We start from the raw sequence: 15,507 nt of genomic DNA, 5'->3' as shown, positions 1-15,507 counted from the left end.
AAGCACAGGCTTATACATCACCATGCGACGTTACACACTTAGACAGCTCGATACCTTCCTGGAAGTTGCTCGCGCCGAGTCGGTATCCAAGGCAGCCGAGAAATTGCATGTGACACAACCTGCCGTGTCCACTCAGCTTCGACAGATGGAAGAGGCATTGGGTATCGCGCTGGTAGAAGCCAATGGCAGACAGATCCGCCTGACTGCAGCCGGTCGTGAAGTAGAACAATATGCGATCGCTGCCACTTCGCAGCTTAGTCAACTTGATGACGTCGTTGAAGATTTAAAAGGGCTGCAGCGAGGTCGCATCAACCTTGGTATCGTTGGTACGGCCAAGTATTTTGTTCCGATGCTGCTGGTGCATTTTCGCAAACGTTTTCCGGGCATCGAGATCTGCCTGCAGATTCAGAACCGTGATCAGATTTTTAATATGCTGGAGCGCAACGAACTGGATCTTGCCATTACCGGCAGGGTCCCGGAAAGACTCGATTGCCTGTCCGAAGCCTTTGCGACCAATCCTCTTGGATTTGTGAGTGCGCCGGAGCATCCGTTATCAAGACGTCGCCAAGCACCGTTGTCCATATTTAATGATGTCGATTTTGTAGTCAGAGAAGCCGGCTCGGGCACGCGCGCGACCATGGAGAGCATTTTCCAGAAAAATAACATCAGTCCGCGCATTGTGATGGAGATGCCCAGCAATGAGTCGATCAAGCAGGCGGTGATGGCAGGCATGGGGCTGACCTTTTTGTCATTGCGTACCGTGCGTCACGAGCTGGCGGCGGGGCACCTCGCCTTGCTCGATATTCACGACACGCCGATTCTGCGGCAATGGCGCGTGGCACATCTGCGTACCAAGAAACTGGCGCCCGCTGCGTTGGGACTCAAGGCGTTTCTCATTAGCGATGCAGCTGCATTGATTAATGTCTGGGCCTGACAACTAACGGTACACATTGTCACGCAAGCGTCACATCAATCAGCAAGGGTGGGCAAGCTGTTTCAAATTCGACGGGCACTGTTCTCAATACCAACGCCTTTGGCGCTTCGCACACGCTTGCGTGATGATCGATACAGGGCGCTTTGCGCCTATATTTGTTTTTCAATTAAGGGTTTACCTGTATAAACGCCGGACTGGTACGGATATTGCTTAAGAAGGCGGGCGAGGAGTCTAAACGCACTGTCAGGGGTGTTATCACGTTGGAGACACTTTTGTGATAACGAAACTATACTTCGAAGCAAAAAGGACGGAGACAATATATGAAGCGAATACTGCTTTCTATTACGCTCGCAATGGGGGTTGCACTTCCCTTTGCGCATGCCAACGACAAACTTATAGAGCTTTCAAAAAGCGATGAAAACTGGGTGCTTCCCGGAAAAACCTATAGTGCTACAAACTATAGCCCGATGAAGCAGATTAACGTTGATAACGTTAAAACGCTCAAGCCCTCCTGGAGTTTTTCAACCGGGGTGCTCAACGGGCATGAAGGCACGCCGCTGGTTGTGAATAATATTATGTATATTCACACACCATTTCCCAATACCACCTATGCAGTCGATCTCAAGGAGCCCGGCAAAATATTGTGGAAGCACGAGCCAAAACAAAGTGCGGCAGCGCGCTCTGTCGCGTGTTGTGACGTGGTCAATCGCGGCCTGGGCTACTGGCCGGGCGATGGAGATTCACCACCCCTGATTCTGAAGACGCTTCTTGACGGCCATGTGGTCGCGCTGGATGCGGAAACCGGAAAAGAGCACTGGAAAGTGGAAAACTCCGATTATAAAGTCGGTTCTACTTTGACGATCGCGCCGTATGTGGTCAAAGATATCGTGCTGATCGGTTCATCAGGTGCAGAGCTGGGTGTGCGCGGTTATGTCACTGCCTATGATGTGAAAACAGGTGAACAAAAATGGCGCGCTTATGCGACAGGTCCCGATGAGGATATTATTCTTGCCGATAACTTTAACGAGAAAACACCTCAGTACGGGCAGAAGGGTCTGGGCACTGAAACCTGGGAAGGCGACGCCTGGAAAATCGGCGGCGGCACGAACTGGGGCTGGTATGCCTATGACCCGGACACCAACATGGTGTACTTCGGCACCGGTAACCCTGCTCCATGGAACGAAACCATGCGTCCTGGCGACAACAAATGGACAATGGCAATCTGGGGAAGGGATGTCGATACCGGTCAGGCCAAGTTTGCTTACCAGAAAACACCTCATGATGAATGGGATTACGCTGGCGTGAACGTCATGATGCTCAGTGAGCAGAAAGACAAAGATGGCAAGATGCGCAAGCTGCTGACCCATCCTGACCGTAACGGCATTATCTACACGCTTGATCGCGAGACCGGTGAGCTGGTATCTGCCGATAAGATGGACGATACGGTGAACTGGGTCAAGAAGGTGGATCTGGAGACAGGTATACCATTGCGTGACCCTGAGTTCGCCACCCGTATGGATCACAAGGGTCGCGATATCTGCCCGTCTGCCATGGGTTACCACAACCAGGGGCATGATTCGTACGATCCCGAGAAAGAACGCTTCTACATGGGCATCAACCATATTTGTATGGATTGGGAACCGTTCATGCTGCCTTACCGCGCAGGTCAGTTCTTCGTTGGCGCAACACTGACCATGTATCCTGGTCCTAAGGGTGATCGTCAGAACTACGTTGGTCTGGGTCAGCTCAAGTCTTATGACGCCATTACCGGCAAGTTCGATTGGGAAGTGATGGAGCGCTTTGCAGTTTGGGGCGGTACCATGGCTACAGCGGGCGATCTGGTGTTCTATGGCACGCTTGACGGTTTTATCAAGGCGCGTGACAGTCGCGATGGCAAACTTGTGTGGAAACATCGCTTGCCATCCGGTGTAATTGGACACCCAATGACATACATGCATGACGGTGTGCAGTATGTGGCCATTTTCTATGGTGTCGGTGGCTGGCCTGGTGTAGGCTTGGTGTTTAGTCTTGATGATCCGACTGCCGGTCTCGGTTCAGTGGGTGCTTTCAAAAACATCCAGAACTACACAGCGATGGGCGGTGGCGTAATGGTATTTTCTCTTGACGGAAAGGGCGCTTATGACGACCCTGACGCGGGAGAGTATGCTGCCACGAATACATCGGCTAAAGCAGAACCATCGGCTCAAGCAGAACCGGCCGAAAAGCCTAAGGCGCAGTAAACAGTAATAGTGGTATTGCCCGCCATTTCTTCGGAAATGGCGGGATCTAAAACTGAACAGAAATGAAAAGATAACGACGACATTGTCGGAATAACGGAGACAAATATGCTGAGAGTGATGCGTGGAAAATGGGCCGGTTTAAGTATTTCTGCGCCGGCTATGCTTGTAGCGGTACTGTTATCGGGAGTTAGCAGTGCGCAGCAAGTGGAGGGCGAAGTTCCCGCGTCTCCGGATATCTTGCGCGTTTGCGCTTCGTCGAATGAAAATCCCTATACCAGCAAGGACGGTTCGGGCTTCGAAAACAAGGTTGCCGATATCGTCGCAAAAGCGATGGGTCGCAAGGCAGTCTTTGTGTACACCGAAAAGCCCGCTATTTACCTGGTGCGCGATTTTCTGGACAAGAATCAATGTGATGTGGTGATGGGCCTGGACACCGGCGACGATCGTGTGCTCACTTCCAAACCTTATTATCGTACCGGCTACGTGTTCGTAACACGCACGGATCGAAATATCCACATCAAAGACTGGGAAGACGACCAACTGGAAAAACTGACCAGTATTGCCATGGCCGTAGGATCGCCTGCCGAGCTGATACTCAAGGCGATTGGCAAGTACGAAACCAATATGAACTATATGTATTCCCTGATCAACTTCAAGTCGCCGCGAAACCAGTATGTGCGACTTGATCCGTCACGAATGGTCAATGAGGTCATCCAGGGCAAGGCCGATGCAGCCATCGCTTTTGGCGCAGAAGTTGGCCGTTATGTGAAAGCCTCAAGCGTACCGCTGACAATGGAGTTCGTGCCGGAGGATCGAGTTGCTGATGGCGAAGGCAAGACAATTGAATTCAATTATTCACAATCTGCAGCCGTAAGAAAAAGTGACGGCGATTTGCTCAAGCAGATTAACGAGGCGATTGCCAAGGAGCAATCAGAAATTAAAAAAGTGTTGGAAGAGGAGGGTATCCCCATGCTTCCAATCGAGTCCTAATTTTCCGACAAATGCACTCGGAAAGAAATTATTAAAATGCCAGGAGATAACCCAAATATGGTAAAGCAAGCATTGATCAAACGCCTTTTATGCTGTGCAGCAATTGCTACGGTTTGTGTCGCACCTGTTGTTGCCCAGCAGATGCCTTTTATTAATATTGTCACCGGTGAGCCCCTGGATCTGGAATCAGGCAAGGAAGAAGGCCGCGATACGCCTGCGGTCAAGCAATTCATGCAAACTGGACAGAATCCATACAACGAAGACAAAGAAGCGTTGGCCAAAGGAAAGGATCTCTTTAATACCTCTTGCTCAGGCTGTCACGGGCATCTTGGTGAAGGGAAAATCGGGCCGGCGCTCAATCATGGCAACTGGCATTACGATCTGGAAGAAGACAAGGCCATGTTTGAAGTGATATTTGGGGGCGCGACGCGCCAGATGGGCCCGCAGAACGAGTTTTTGACTCAGGACGAAATCCTTCATACCATGGCCTGGGTCAGGCATCTGTATACAGGTGAAGCCGAGGAGGCAACCTGGCTGACGGAAGAGCAGCGAAAGAATTTCAAGCCTTATAAAGAATAATCCGCAGTTTAATGCGGATAGCAGATCTTGCGTTAAAACGCGGGAAATCGGAGCCTGTAATATTCGGTTAGCGGTTGCCGACAGGCAGTGATCATACAAGAGGAGAAACTGATGAGACAGTCTATAATTCGTTCCGCGCTTGTGTTGGCCGGGACTGCCGTAATGGCTCTGGGTTCAGCAAGTGCTTTTGCATACGACGGCACAAAGTGCAAGGCGCCCGGCAATTGCTGGGAGCCTAAGCCAGGATATCCAGCCCAGGTGAAGGGATCCAAATACGATCCTAAACATGATCCCAAGGAAGTGGCAAAGCAGCAGGAAACCATTCAGAAAATGGAAGAAAGAAACAAGCTGCGCGTGGAAAACTTTAAAAAGACAGGCAAGTTCGAATACGACGTTAAAAAGATTCCAGCGTCATAACAATATATGGAGCAGCTATGCGCGCCCTGAGCCGTTGCAACGGTTCAGGGTCGTTCGCAGTGAGCGGTTGCCTGCATTTCGGCGTCTCTTTGTATTGATTTGATATGACCCTTTCTGGAGAAGAGTTTGATGGTTCACGAACCTGCCCAAGACAGCATTGATCTGGTTCATTGGCGCCAGCGAGCCCTGTTGTTTGAGCAGGAAGTAGCAAAAGCGGCAATTGGCCAGACGCGTACCATTCGAATGCTCACGATTGCGGTTTTCGCCAGAGGACATGTCTTGCTCGAAGGGGATGTTGGCGTTGGCAAGACGCTAATGCTGCGCGCTGTTGCGCGTGCTATCGGGGGCGCTTACAGTCGGGTGGAAGGCACCATTGACTTGATGCCGGCCGATTTGATTTATCACACCTACCTGAACGAAGAAGGACGACCCCGGGTCGAGCCGGGCCCGTTGCTCTCGCATGGGCAGGACATATCGGTTTTTTTCTTCAACGAGATCAATCGCGCCAGGCCGCAAGTGCATTCGCTGTTACTCAGACTGATGGCAGAAAGAGCTGTCAATGCCTTTAACCGGGATATCCCGTTGCCAAACGTGCAGGTTTTCGCAGACCGCAACCAGATCGAGAAGGAAGAAACCTTTGAGTTGCCCGCTGCCGCCAGGGACCGCTTTTTTATGGAAGTGCCGGTCCAGGCGCCCGATGACAGGCAGTTGCGACGAGAACTTATTTTCAATCCCCGGTATCACGATGTTGATGCATTGATCCAGGAGGTTACCGAAGGTGTATTGGATCATGCTGCACTAAATGCCGTGGCCGTACAGATTCAAGCAAGCATCCAGACCAGTATGGCGCTGCAGGATTACGTGGTTGCGCTGTGGGAGGCGATTCGCTATCCCGCCGGTGCTGGTATCGAGATTGCCGGCGTCGATAGCGCCAGGCTCGTCAAGGGCGGGGCCAGTCCGCGAGGCATGGCTGTGCTGGTTCGGGCAGCCAGGATCTTGGCGTGGCTTGAGGGCCGCGATATGGTATTGCCCGAAGATGTGCGTGACGTCTTTTACGAGACCATCGGACATCGGATTTTTCTGAATCCCATATACGAACCCAGGCGCGATACGATTGTTCCGGAACTGTGCCGGCAGGTCTTTTCAACGGTGGCGGTCCCATGACTGCGCCCGGGAACGCCGCTTCCGCTGGAGCGATGATTGATTACTCGTTGCGCTGGCGCGTGCAAAGCGTTTATCCTGGCACCCATTCAGGCGCCGGCGGTGCGGCTTCGGGCATATTCCGGGCACTGGTGCCCTTTGAGCGTGCACCGGATATTCGCAGACTGGACTTGCGGCGCAGCATGCGCGACCCCTTCGGTCAGTGGTACTCACGGGAGTACCAGCCTCGGGTTGCCGTTACGGTTTGCGCGCTGGTCGATGTTTCTGCCTCCATGGCCTGGCGCGACAACGATTCAAGCAAACTGGCAATTGCGGCCGGACTGTGCGATGTACTGGCGCAGTCGGCGCATCGCAACGGCGACAGTTTTGGACTCTATGCCTGTGGCAAAGAGGTTCATGAGCAAACAAGCCTGGTGGCGACACGCAATCGTGCCGGCGCGACCGAGATGATCAACCACCTGGCGCAAGTGCGCCCGGCCGACGACAGTGCGGCGGGTCTGGCCCAGGTTGCAGAACACCTTGCGGGGCCACGCAAGCTGGTCTTTCTGATTTCCGATTTTCTGTTCCCCGATGAACAAATCGAAAAAATCCTGGCAACGCTGGTATTGCACGATGTCATCCCGGTTGTGCTGCAGGACACTGCCATCGCCGACCTACCCGAATGGGGATTTAGCGAGTTTGCCGACCTGGAGTCGGGCCGGCGCCGTTTTGTGATTCTGCGTCCATCCCTGAAGCGGCGCTGGCTTGACCAGGCCGAAAAGCGTCGAAAACATTTGGACAGCATTTTCAGGCAATATGTCAACCCGCCTTTTGCAATAACAGATCAGCTGGATATTGAGGCACTGAACACGTATCTGCTTGAGCGATAGGAGGCATGATGAGAGGACGGATATGGCCTTTTCTGCTTTTTATTGCGGCGTTATATTTTGCGGGTGCATTGAATCCCTTGCGTGCGCAGGTAACCAATGTGCAGGTACAGGCGCCCAGGCCGGCCGGATGGATCCTGGGTGACGTCATCCCGGTCACGATCACGATCGACAGCAAGCAAGCCAAGTTACAACAATCGTCGTTGCCGCACCCGGGACGGCTGAACTACTGGCTTGACCTTCGGTCTCTGGATGTGCAAGAAAAGGCATTCAAGAATGGCTTGCGCTATACGCTGACGTTGCGCTATCAGACTTTTTATGTACCGCTGGATGTAAACCAGCGTCAAATCCCCGAGTTAGATCTGCTTTTTACCGATGGCGGACAGTCCCAGACAATAAGAATACCGCCTCAGGACTTTTTCATGTCTCCGCTAAGGGGCGTTGCGCATTCGGGTATTGGGCTGACCGAACAGGTCCAGCCGGATGTGCCCGCACGTCCCATTGCCAAGACGTTTTTGCAGAAACTGGTTATCAGCCTGGGTGTGCTGACCGTGCTATGGCTGATTGCGCTTGCCGTTCACTATTGCATTTGGCCTTTTCATCGACGCCCGGCCCGACCGCTGGCGCGTGCGCATCGCGCCATCAAAAAACGATTGCGCAAGCCTGGCGCAGACGCATACCGGCACAGCCTTATCCAGTTGCATCGGGCGCTTGATGTCAGCAATGATGGGCGCCTGCTGGCCGGTGACATTCCACAGTTTGTGCAGCAACACGCATTTCTCAAACCAGTACAAACCGATCTTGAGCAGTTTTTTGCCGCTTCCTCGTTTGTGTTTTTTAGCGATGACCAGACGCGAGCGTTGTCCGAGTTGCCTCCTGCGGCCCTGCTGGGCATCGCAAAGCGGCTGGCAGCCGCCGAAAGGAAGAGCATATGAACGGCCTGGGCGTGATTGCGGTCGATTTCCCGTACATGCTGTTACTGCTTCCCGGCAGCTTGCTGCCGTTCTTTCTTCGTCCGCGCCGGGTGTCGGGCTGGCCCTGGCTTGGCACGGCTGGATCCGATCGACTTTCAGAAGCCGTTGACATCCTGCTGCGCATTTTGGGTTTTTTGGCTTTATTGGTATTGATTCTATGTCTGGCCGGCTTGCATATGAAAGGGGGCTCGATCCAGAAACTGGGAACAGGCGCACATATGGTGCTGTTGATTGACCGCAGTTCAAGTATGAATAGCAGTTTTGACGGAGATATACCGTCTGGTGAGGAAGAGTCCAAGGCTGCCGCGGCAAAACGTTTGTTGAAGGGATTTGCGAAGCAGCGCGAGCAGGACCGGATCGGCATGGTTGCATTCTCGACCATGCCGATGTATGTCTTGCCGCTCACCGACAATTCGCAGGCGGTTGATGCGGCCATCAATGCGATCGATCGGCCCGGCTTGTCCTATACCGATATCGGTCGCGGGCTTGCAATGGCGTTGTCCCAGTTTGATGAGGACAATGACCCGCTGGCGTCCCGGGTCATCTTTCTGGTGTCCGATGGTGCAGCCGTAGTCGATATGCGGGTGCAGAACGCGCTGAAGCAGGCGCTGGCCTTGCGCCCGATTCGTTTGTATTGGTTGTTCCTGCGAACCCCGGGGTCACCGGGAATAGGGGATATGCCGTCTGATCCGGACAAAGACACTCCGCAGGCCATGCCGGAACGCCATCTTGATATTTTCTTCAAGTCCCTGGGCGTGCCGTATCGGGCTTTCGAGGCCGAGAATGTAGAGGAGGTCGCTGAGGCGATCGCCGAAATCGACAAACAAGAAAAGGCGCCCCTGCAATATACCGAACATATTCCGCGCAGGGATCTGTCAGGCTATCTTTCCGGTCTGGCTGCCGTGATCCTGGCGGTATTGCTGATGGTCCATTGTGCGCAGCGGCTGGTCGGCGGCAGTGCAATAAGGAGTGAAAATGGTCGACAATTCACGTCCGGGATTTAAGCGCAAGCGCCTTGCCTTGCGCTTTCCGGCGCCGGGACGAATATACACATGGTTTTTATGGCTGGGATTGCTGGCAACCGTGGCCGGGCTGATCGGCTCGCTTGTTTTTCTGCAGCAAACAACGGCCGATAACGTCATCATTGACAAACTGGAAAAACGTAACGATATCGCTGTTGACGAGCAGGCAGTGCCACAGGTCGCCTTTGCCCGGCTTCGTTTTTTGACCGCAATCGGGCGGCTGGACGAAGCCTTGCCATGGGTTGAGCTTCTGGCTGGACGGGCTTCTCAGACTGGCTCGGCAGCATCTGCCCAGGAAATTGCCCATGCCGTTTACGCGCTTTACAACATGGGTAATGCACGGCTGCGACATGCCATCGATCTTCTGGGCAGCAGTAAAACAGACGAGGCGCCGTCTTCAGTACGCCTTGCCAAAGACTACTATGTGAGAGCGCTAAGGCTGGATCCGTCGTTCTGGAGTGCCCGGTATAACCTGGATATTGCATCTCGCCTGGTTCGCGATCTGCCGCAGGCCGAGATGACCGACGATGAGGACTCGCCGGAGGCACCCAAACGGTTTTGGACAGACTTGCCGGGTCTGCCAAAGGGGTTGCCGTAATGCGTCGCTTGCTTGTCGATTTTCGATTCTGGCTTTTGGCAGTTGCCTGCGCGTTAGCGATCGCAGGCTGCTTCAGGCCTCATATCGCGGTCGAACAAGAGCGGCCTGAAGTTCTGTTTGCCGTGGACATTACCGGCAGTATGAATGTGCGGGATTATGGCGTCGGAGAAAAGTTGCATACCCGGCTGCAGGAAGTCCGAACGAAGTTGAAGCAGACATTGACCCAGTTGCCTTGCGGCAGTCGTGCCGGGCTGGCGGTTTTTTCTGAAAGACGCTCGTTCTTGTTGCTGGAGCCGATTGAGGTCTGCGAAAGCTTCGCGGCTTTGTCCACCACAATTGAGCAGCTGGATTGGCGAATGGCATGGGAAGGCGACAGCTACATTACGAAAGGGCTCGAATCAGGACTGGAAATTGCCAAGAGCCTGGGCGTCAGTCTGGTGTTCGTGACCGACGGGCACGAAGCGCCGCCGCTGCCGGCAGAGCAGGCCGAAATCGGCCATATGATGATGCAGGGTGAAGCCGAGGTCCGGGCGCAATCGTTAACAACGCAGGGCGCCACGACAGCCGATAATGAATCGGAGCGCAACGCAGGCGTGGTCATTGGTGTAGGAGGCGCCAATCTGTCGCCCATACCGAAATTTGACGAGACTGGCAATCAAATTGGATTTTTTGGCGCTGATGAGGTCGATCAGGAGAATCGCAGCGGCCCGCCGCCGGCAGATGCGGCAGATCGTGAGGGATGGCATCCCAGAAACGCGCCATTTGGCGCCAGTGCAGCGGCCGGAAATGAACACTTTTCTTCACTGAAGGAGTCGCATCTCAGGGGGCTGGCCACAACCTATGGCTTGGCCTATACCACGTTAGCAAACTCTGGCGCGCTCACTGAACTGATCATGGCTAACGCGAAAAAGCGTCTGGTACAGACCTCGATTCCGCTTGCCCCTTACATCGCCGGGCTGGCTTTGCTTTTACTGGCTGCTTACTACTTGTCTGCGTTCTTTATAAAGCGCGCAATCCCACCGTCCGGTTCCGGCGGCGAGCAAACCACAGCAGCGGCAGAAACGAATTTATCCACGTCCACAAGGAGACTCATTTGATTAAATCAACATTAGTTAGTGCCCTTTTTTTTACTATGACATTGGCGCCTGTTTACGCGCATGGGCCAACACCCAAGAAAGTTGAGGAAGCCGTCAATATTGCCGCCCCGCCCGATAAGGTATGGGAGACCGTAGGCGATTTTGGCGCAATCGCCAACTGGCATCCGGATGTCAGCAACAGTGCGGCAGACAAGGGAAACGAGGCGGGATCCGTTCGCGAACTGACGCTGGAAAAAGGCATTATTAAGGAAAGTCTGGACGAATACGATGCCGCGGCGCATTCCTACAGCTATCGGATGGATGGCGAAAACCTGGAAGCGCTCCCGGTCAGCTCATACTCATCCACGATCTCGGTTGAGGCTGAAGGCGAGGGCAGCAAAGTCTCGTGGATTGGTCGGTTCTATCGCGGCGATACGAGCAATGAGCCACCGGAAGCACTTAATGATGAGTCGGCAATTGCGGCGATGACCGCAATCTACCAGAACGGACTTGCCGGCCTGAAGAAAACGATAGAGGGTAAATAACATGGCCATGGGCCGTATAAACCTGTTTGTTTGGTTCGTCCGTTGCGCGATGGCGGGGCTGGCTGCATTATGCTTGGCCAAGGCGGCGTGGGCGGACCGGGAAAATGAATATGTTTATGTGGCCAGCCAGGACGGCAATTCGGTAAGCATTGTAGATGTTGACACCAATCAGGTTGTCTCACGTATCCAGGTGGCCGACAAGCCGGTATTTATTGCGGTTACCCGTGATGGTAAGCGCGGCTTCGTGACGCATCCCGATAGCGGAAAAATATCCGCGCTCGATCTGCAAGGCAAGCACGTCAGTGCTGTCTATGATTTTCCGGGAGAGCCCTTTGCCGCCGTGCTATCTGCGGACGAACAGTCTCTTTTCGTATCGGACTGGAAAGGAAATGCGGTCGTGCGTATCAGTACGCACGACGGAATCGAAACCGGGCGTATCGCCGTTGGTGATGCGCCCGCAGGATTGACACTGGACGCCGCGTGCCAGCGTCTGTTTGTCGCGGATCGGGGCAGCGCGACAGTGTCAGTGATCGACACGGGTGCATGGAAGCATCTGGCGGGCATACCGGTGGGCGCTTCACCCTTTGCCTTGGCCTCCCATGGTAATCAGGTCTATGTCGCCAACGTCAAGGACAACACCATCAGCCGCCTGGAGGCTGACTCGTTGAAGGAGACGTGGCGCGTCAAAATGCAGTCCATGCCATATGGCATTGCCATTAGCAATGACGGCAAGCAATTATGGGTGACCGCCCAGCAAAAAGGTGTGCTCCAGCGGATCGGCAGCGATGGCAGTGTTGACGAGACCCTGGTGAAAGTTGGGCGTTATCCCGAGGGTGTCGCTATTGCAGGCGGGCGCGCCTACGTTGCGACATGGTTCGACGATTCAGTGGTTGTGATGGATCTGGAGCCGGGACAAGTATTGAAAAAAATTGCGGTGGATGCCGGGCCGCGTATCGTGGTAACGCGTTCGCGCTGCAAAAAAGAATAATCTGAGGGCCGGGAGGGGAGTATGTGGGTGGTAAAGCTTGATGGTAATTTGGCACATGATAATACCTTGAATCTCTGGCTGTCCCAGCTTGGAACGCTGGGTGGCGGGCGCGTCATCATCGTCCCGGGGCGATGGCGTGGTGTTGATTTCATTTGCAATATGAAGAAGCAATGGGATTTCGACAGCCTGGTCACGCACAATATGCTGGTGCTGGCCAGGGCACAATACGGTCTGATGCTTACCGGGTTGTCGTCCCAGCTGACGCCGGCCGTCAATGCCAACGCAATTCGCAATGTGTTGCAGCGCGGCGGCGTTGCGGTTTGGATGCCGCTGTATCTGATGCGTGAGCAGGCTGATGAATTGACGTCGGTGTATATGTCGTCAGATTGTATTGCAGCATGGCTGGCCAATCACTTGAAGGCTGAGCGGCTTGTTTTAATCAAGACTCGGCCGTTTTTTCCCAAGGCGGGCATGTCGCAGCACATTCGCGATGGCGTGCTCAATCCTCAATTTGAGCGATATGCCAAGCAGATAGCATGCCCAATCAATATCCTGCATAAAAGTGAGTTAGCGCGTTTTCATGACATGCTGATTAACGGCGACACAAGTGGGATGCATGCCGGATACCCTGGCGACCTGACTCTGGCGTGAGAAACCGCGGGCGCTGTTGGTCGCAGGTTGCGGGCGCCTGTTTTGGCAGCAATATGTTGTCAGAAGTCTGCACTCTTGCCCAGTGCGCAGTCAATGGCTTGAAGACGCGGAATCACATGCCCGAGGCGGGTCTGCAGAGCCGGCTACAGTACCCAGTGGATGGCTAGCCGCTATCGGCGCGGTTCGCGCCAGAAAATGCTTTCGGAAAGCCGATATTGGTTCAATGTTTTAAACGATGTTTGAGGCGTAATGCTAGGGTATATCACTAATTGCACAAACAGAACGCGACGAGTAAAACGATCTTTATAGCAGTATAAATAACAAACATTTGAGAACAACGATCAAAATTTAACAATACTTTCTGGGAGGAAAGACATGAGTGACGATATCGTCCAACGGGTGATGGCAAACCCGAAATACAAGGAAATGACCAAAATGCGCAGTACCTATGGCTGGGTCTTTTCTGTCATTATTCTGGTTGCCTACTATGTCGGTTTCATTGGCATTATCGCGTTTGACAAGCAGTTGTTTAGCCAGTCCATCAGCGGCGGCGCCATGACCTGGGGCATTCCGGTGGGCTTTGGTCTGATGATCCTGATCATCGCACTGACCGGCCTTTATATTCTGATCGCGAATACAAAATTTGATGCTATGGAACGCAGCCTGTTGAATGACGTAGGGGCAACTCATGAATAAAGGCGTATCGCGGTTATTGATCGGTATGGCATTTGCCGGCCTGTTTTTTTCCTTCGCCTATGGCGCAGATGCCATTGGCGAAACAACCAAGCAGCAGGTCAATATTACGGCGATCATTATGTTCGTCGTTTTTGTTGGTTTAACGCTTTTTATCACCAAGTGGGCTGCAACCCGTACCAAATCGGCTTCGGACTTCTACACCGCTGGCGGCGGCATTACCGGTTTCCAGAACGGGTTGGCCATTGCGGGCGACTACATGTCGGCTGCGTCCTTTCTGGGGATTGCAGCACAAGTGATGTCCAGTGGCTATGACGGCCTGATTTATTCCATTGGTTTTCTGGTGGGCTGGCCAGTGATCATGTTCCTGATGGCAGAGCGTTTGCGCAATCTGGGGCGTTTCACTTTTGCCGATGTAGCCAGTTATCGCTTTGCTCAAATGCCGGTGCGTACCTTTGCCGCTTGCGGCACCATCGTGGTCGTGCTGTTCTATCTGATTGCGCAAATGGTCGGGGCAGGTCAGCTGATCAAGCTGCTGTTCGGGCTGGACTACTGGCTCGCTGTTGTCATCGTGGGCGTGCTGATGATGGTCTACGTGCTGTTTGGTGGAATGACTGCGACCACCTGGGTCCAAATCATCAAGGCCGTCATGTTGCTTTCAGGTGCGACGTTTATGGCGTTCATGGTCATGAAACTGAACAACTTCTCTTTTGAGTCGATGTTTGCCAAAGCCGTGGAGGTTAAATCGGCGGGCGCCCTGGCTGCCGGCCAGACGCCAGAGGAGGCGGCAGCAGCAGGCACATCTATTATGGGGCCGGGCTCCTTCATCAAAGATCCGATTTCAGCCATTTCATTCGGCATGGCGCTCATGTTCGGAACCGCAGGCCTGCCGCATATCCTGATGCGTTTCTTTACGGTGCCAAACGCCAAGGAAGCCCGTAAATCTGTGTTCTGGGCCACTACCTGGATCGGCTACTTCTATGTGCTCACTTTCATTATCGGTTTTGGCGCGATTATCTTTGTCTCGACCAACCCCGATTTTCTTGATGCAAACGGCGGTCTGATCGGCGGTGCCAACATGGCAGCGGTGCATCTGGCTGACGCAGTCGGCGGACATATTTTCCTGGGCTTTATCTCGGCGGTGGCTTTTGCCACGATTCTTGCCGTGGTTGCCGGGCTGACCTTGTCCGGTGCATCCGCGGTGTCGCATGATCTGTATGCGTCGGTGCTCCGCAAGGGTAACGTGGATTCGGCCACCGAACTGCGCGTATCCCGCATCACGACATTCGTGCTGGGTATACTGGCTATTTTGCTGGGCATCCTGTTCGAGAAGCAGAATGTGGCGTTCATGGTGTCGCTGGCCTTTGCCATTGCAGCATCGGCCAATTTCCCCGTTCTTTTCCTATCGATCATGTGGAAGAAAATGACCACGCGCGGCGCCGTCATTGGGGGCTTCCTGGGACTGATTTCTTCGGTTGTGCTCACTATCGTCTCTCCCGATGTTTGGGAAGTCACATTGGGCAATCCGGAGGGCAGTGCACTGTTCCCGTATAAATCGCCAGCGTTGTTCTCTATGATCATCGCTTTTGCGGGCATCTGGTTCTTCTCCGTGACGGACAAGAGCAAGCGTGCCGCTGTCGACATCGCTGCATACGACGCCCAGCGCGTACGGGCAGAAACCGGTATTGGCAGCAGCAGGGCTACGGCACATTAACGTAGCCTGTCAGAGATAGGCAAACACGCGACTTTTAAGTCGCGTGTTTTTTATATCGT

At 53.7% G+C, this 15,507-nt stretch carries 16 protein-coding genes; all 16 read left to right on the top strand.

Features of this window, described 5'->3' with window-relative positions:
• The first annotated feature begins 22 nt into the window (after nt 1-22).
• The 16 genes from CAP48_RS14385 (at nt 23) to CAP48_RS14310 (ending at nt 15,448) form a co-directional block, all read left to right on the top strand.
• Nucleotides 23-934: a LysR family transcriptional regulator gene (locus CAP48_RS14385; RefSeq protein ID WP_100697912.1), complete on the top strand. Its 912-nt coding sequence runs from the start codon at nt 23-25 to the stop codon at nt 932-934.
• 320 nt (nt 935-1,254) lie between these two features.
• Nucleotides 1,255-3,174 carry a methanol/ethanol family PQQ-dependent dehydrogenase gene (locus CAP48_RS14380; protein ID WP_100697910.1) on the top strand — a complete coding sequence of 640 codons (1,920 nt, stop codon included), beginning with the start codon at nt 1,255-1,257 and terminating at the stop codon, nt 3,172-3,174.
• A 105-nt stretch (nt 3,175-3,279) separates the two neighbouring features.
• Nucleotides 3,280-4,164, top strand: coding sequence for a methanol oxidation system protein MoxJ (gene moxJ / locus CAP48_RS14375; protein WP_100697908.1), 885 nt, complete (start codon nt 3,280-3,282; stop codon nt 4,162-4,164).
• Nucleotides 4,165-4,221: 57 nt separating this feature from the next.
• Nucleotides 4,222-4,743, top strand: a complete 522-nt coding sequence (gene moxG, locus CAP48_RS14370) for a cytochrome c(L), periplasmic (RefSeq protein ID WP_100697906.1) — start codon at nt 4,222-4,224, stop codon at nt 4,741-4,743.
• A 111-nt stretch (nt 4,744-4,854) separates the two neighbouring features.
• The gene (locus CAP48_RS14365) at nt 4,855-5,160 is read left to right on the top strand and encodes a methanol dehydrogenase [cytochrome c] subunit (protein ID WP_100697904.1); all 306 of its coding nucleotides are present in this window, start codon (nt 4,855-4,857) and stop codon (nt 5,158-5,160) included.
• A gap of 129 nt (nt 5,161-5,289) precedes the next feature.
• Nucleotides 5,290-6,324 (top strand): MoxR family ATPase, encoded by a 1,035-nt coding sequence (locus CAP48_RS14360; protein ID WP_100697903.1) that lies wholly within the window; start codon nt 5,290-5,292, stop codon nt 6,322-6,324.
• Nucleotides 6,321-7,190 (top strand): DUF58 domain-containing protein, encoded by an 870-nt coding sequence (locus CAP48_RS14355; protein WP_100697901.1) that lies wholly within the window; start codon nt 6,321-6,323, stop codon nt 7,188-7,190. Before CAP48_RS14360 ends, CAP48_RS14355 begins: the two co-directional genes overlap by 4 nt.
• Before the next feature lie 8 nt (nt 7,191-7,198).
• Nucleotides 7,199-8,122 (top strand): hypothetical protein, encoded by a 924-nt coding sequence (locus CAP48_RS14350; protein ID WP_100697899.1) that lies wholly within the window; start codon nt 7,199-7,201, stop codon nt 8,120-8,122.
• Nucleotides 8,119-9,165, top strand: coding sequence for a vWA domain-containing protein (locus tag CAP48_RS14345; protein ID WP_100697897.1), 1,047 nt, complete (start codon nt 8,119-8,121; stop codon nt 9,163-9,165). Before CAP48_RS14350 ends, CAP48_RS14345 begins: the two co-directional genes overlap by 4 nt.
• Entirely contained in the window at nt 9,137-9,781 is a 645-nt protein-coding gene (locus tag CAP48_RS14340; RefSeq protein ID WP_197707278.1) for a hypothetical protein, read from the top strand. Before CAP48_RS14345 ends, CAP48_RS14340 begins: the two co-directional genes overlap by 29 nt.
• Nucleotides 9,781-10,878, top strand: a complete 1,098-nt coding sequence (locus CAP48_RS14335; RefSeq protein WP_100697895.1) for a vWA domain-containing protein — start codon at nt 9,781-9,783, stop codon at nt 10,876-10,878. Before CAP48_RS14340 ends, CAP48_RS14335 begins: the two co-directional genes overlap by 1 nt.
• Nucleotides 10,875-11,402: an SRPBCC family protein gene (locus tag CAP48_RS14330; protein WP_242444499.1), complete on the top strand. Its 528-nt coding sequence runs from the start codon at nt 10,875-10,877 to the stop codon at nt 11,400-11,402. The genes CAP48_RS14335 and CAP48_RS14330 overlap by 4 nt, the downstream gene beginning before the upstream one ends.
• A gap of 7 nt (nt 11,403-11,409) precedes the next feature.
• A complete protein-coding gene (locus CAP48_RS14325) occupies nt 11,410-12,390 on the top strand; it encodes a YncE family protein (RefSeq protein WP_161495268.1) in 981 nt (326 codons plus the stop codon).
• Between the two features lie 21 nt (nt 12,391-12,411).
• Nucleotides 12,412-13,041, top strand: a complete 630-nt coding sequence (locus CAP48_RS14320; RefSeq protein WP_100697891.1) for an aspartate kinase — start codon at nt 12,412-12,414, stop codon at nt 13,039-13,041.
• 375 nt (nt 13,042-13,416) lie between these two features.
• Nucleotides 13,417-13,737 (top strand): DUF485 domain-containing protein, encoded by a 321-nt coding sequence (locus tag CAP48_RS14315; RefSeq protein WP_100697889.1) that lies wholly within the window; start codon nt 13,417-13,419, stop codon nt 13,735-13,737.
• Nucleotides 13,730-15,448, top strand: a complete 1,719-nt coding sequence (locus tag CAP48_RS14310; protein WP_100697887.1) for a cation acetate symporter — start codon at nt 13,730-13,732, stop codon at nt 15,446-15,448. Before CAP48_RS14315 ends, CAP48_RS14310 begins: the two co-directional genes overlap by 8 nt.
• The last annotated feature ends 59 nt before the right edge of the window (nt 15,449-15,507 follow it).

Source organism: Advenella sp. S44, assembly GCF_002810445.1.
In the GTDB taxonomy this organism is placed as follows: Bacteria; Pseudomonadota; Gammaproteobacteria; order Burkholderiales; family Burkholderiaceae_B; genus Advenella.
The sequence above is the reverse complement of the archived record's forward strand: the minus strand, read 5'-3'. Positions and strand labels throughout refer to the sequence as shown.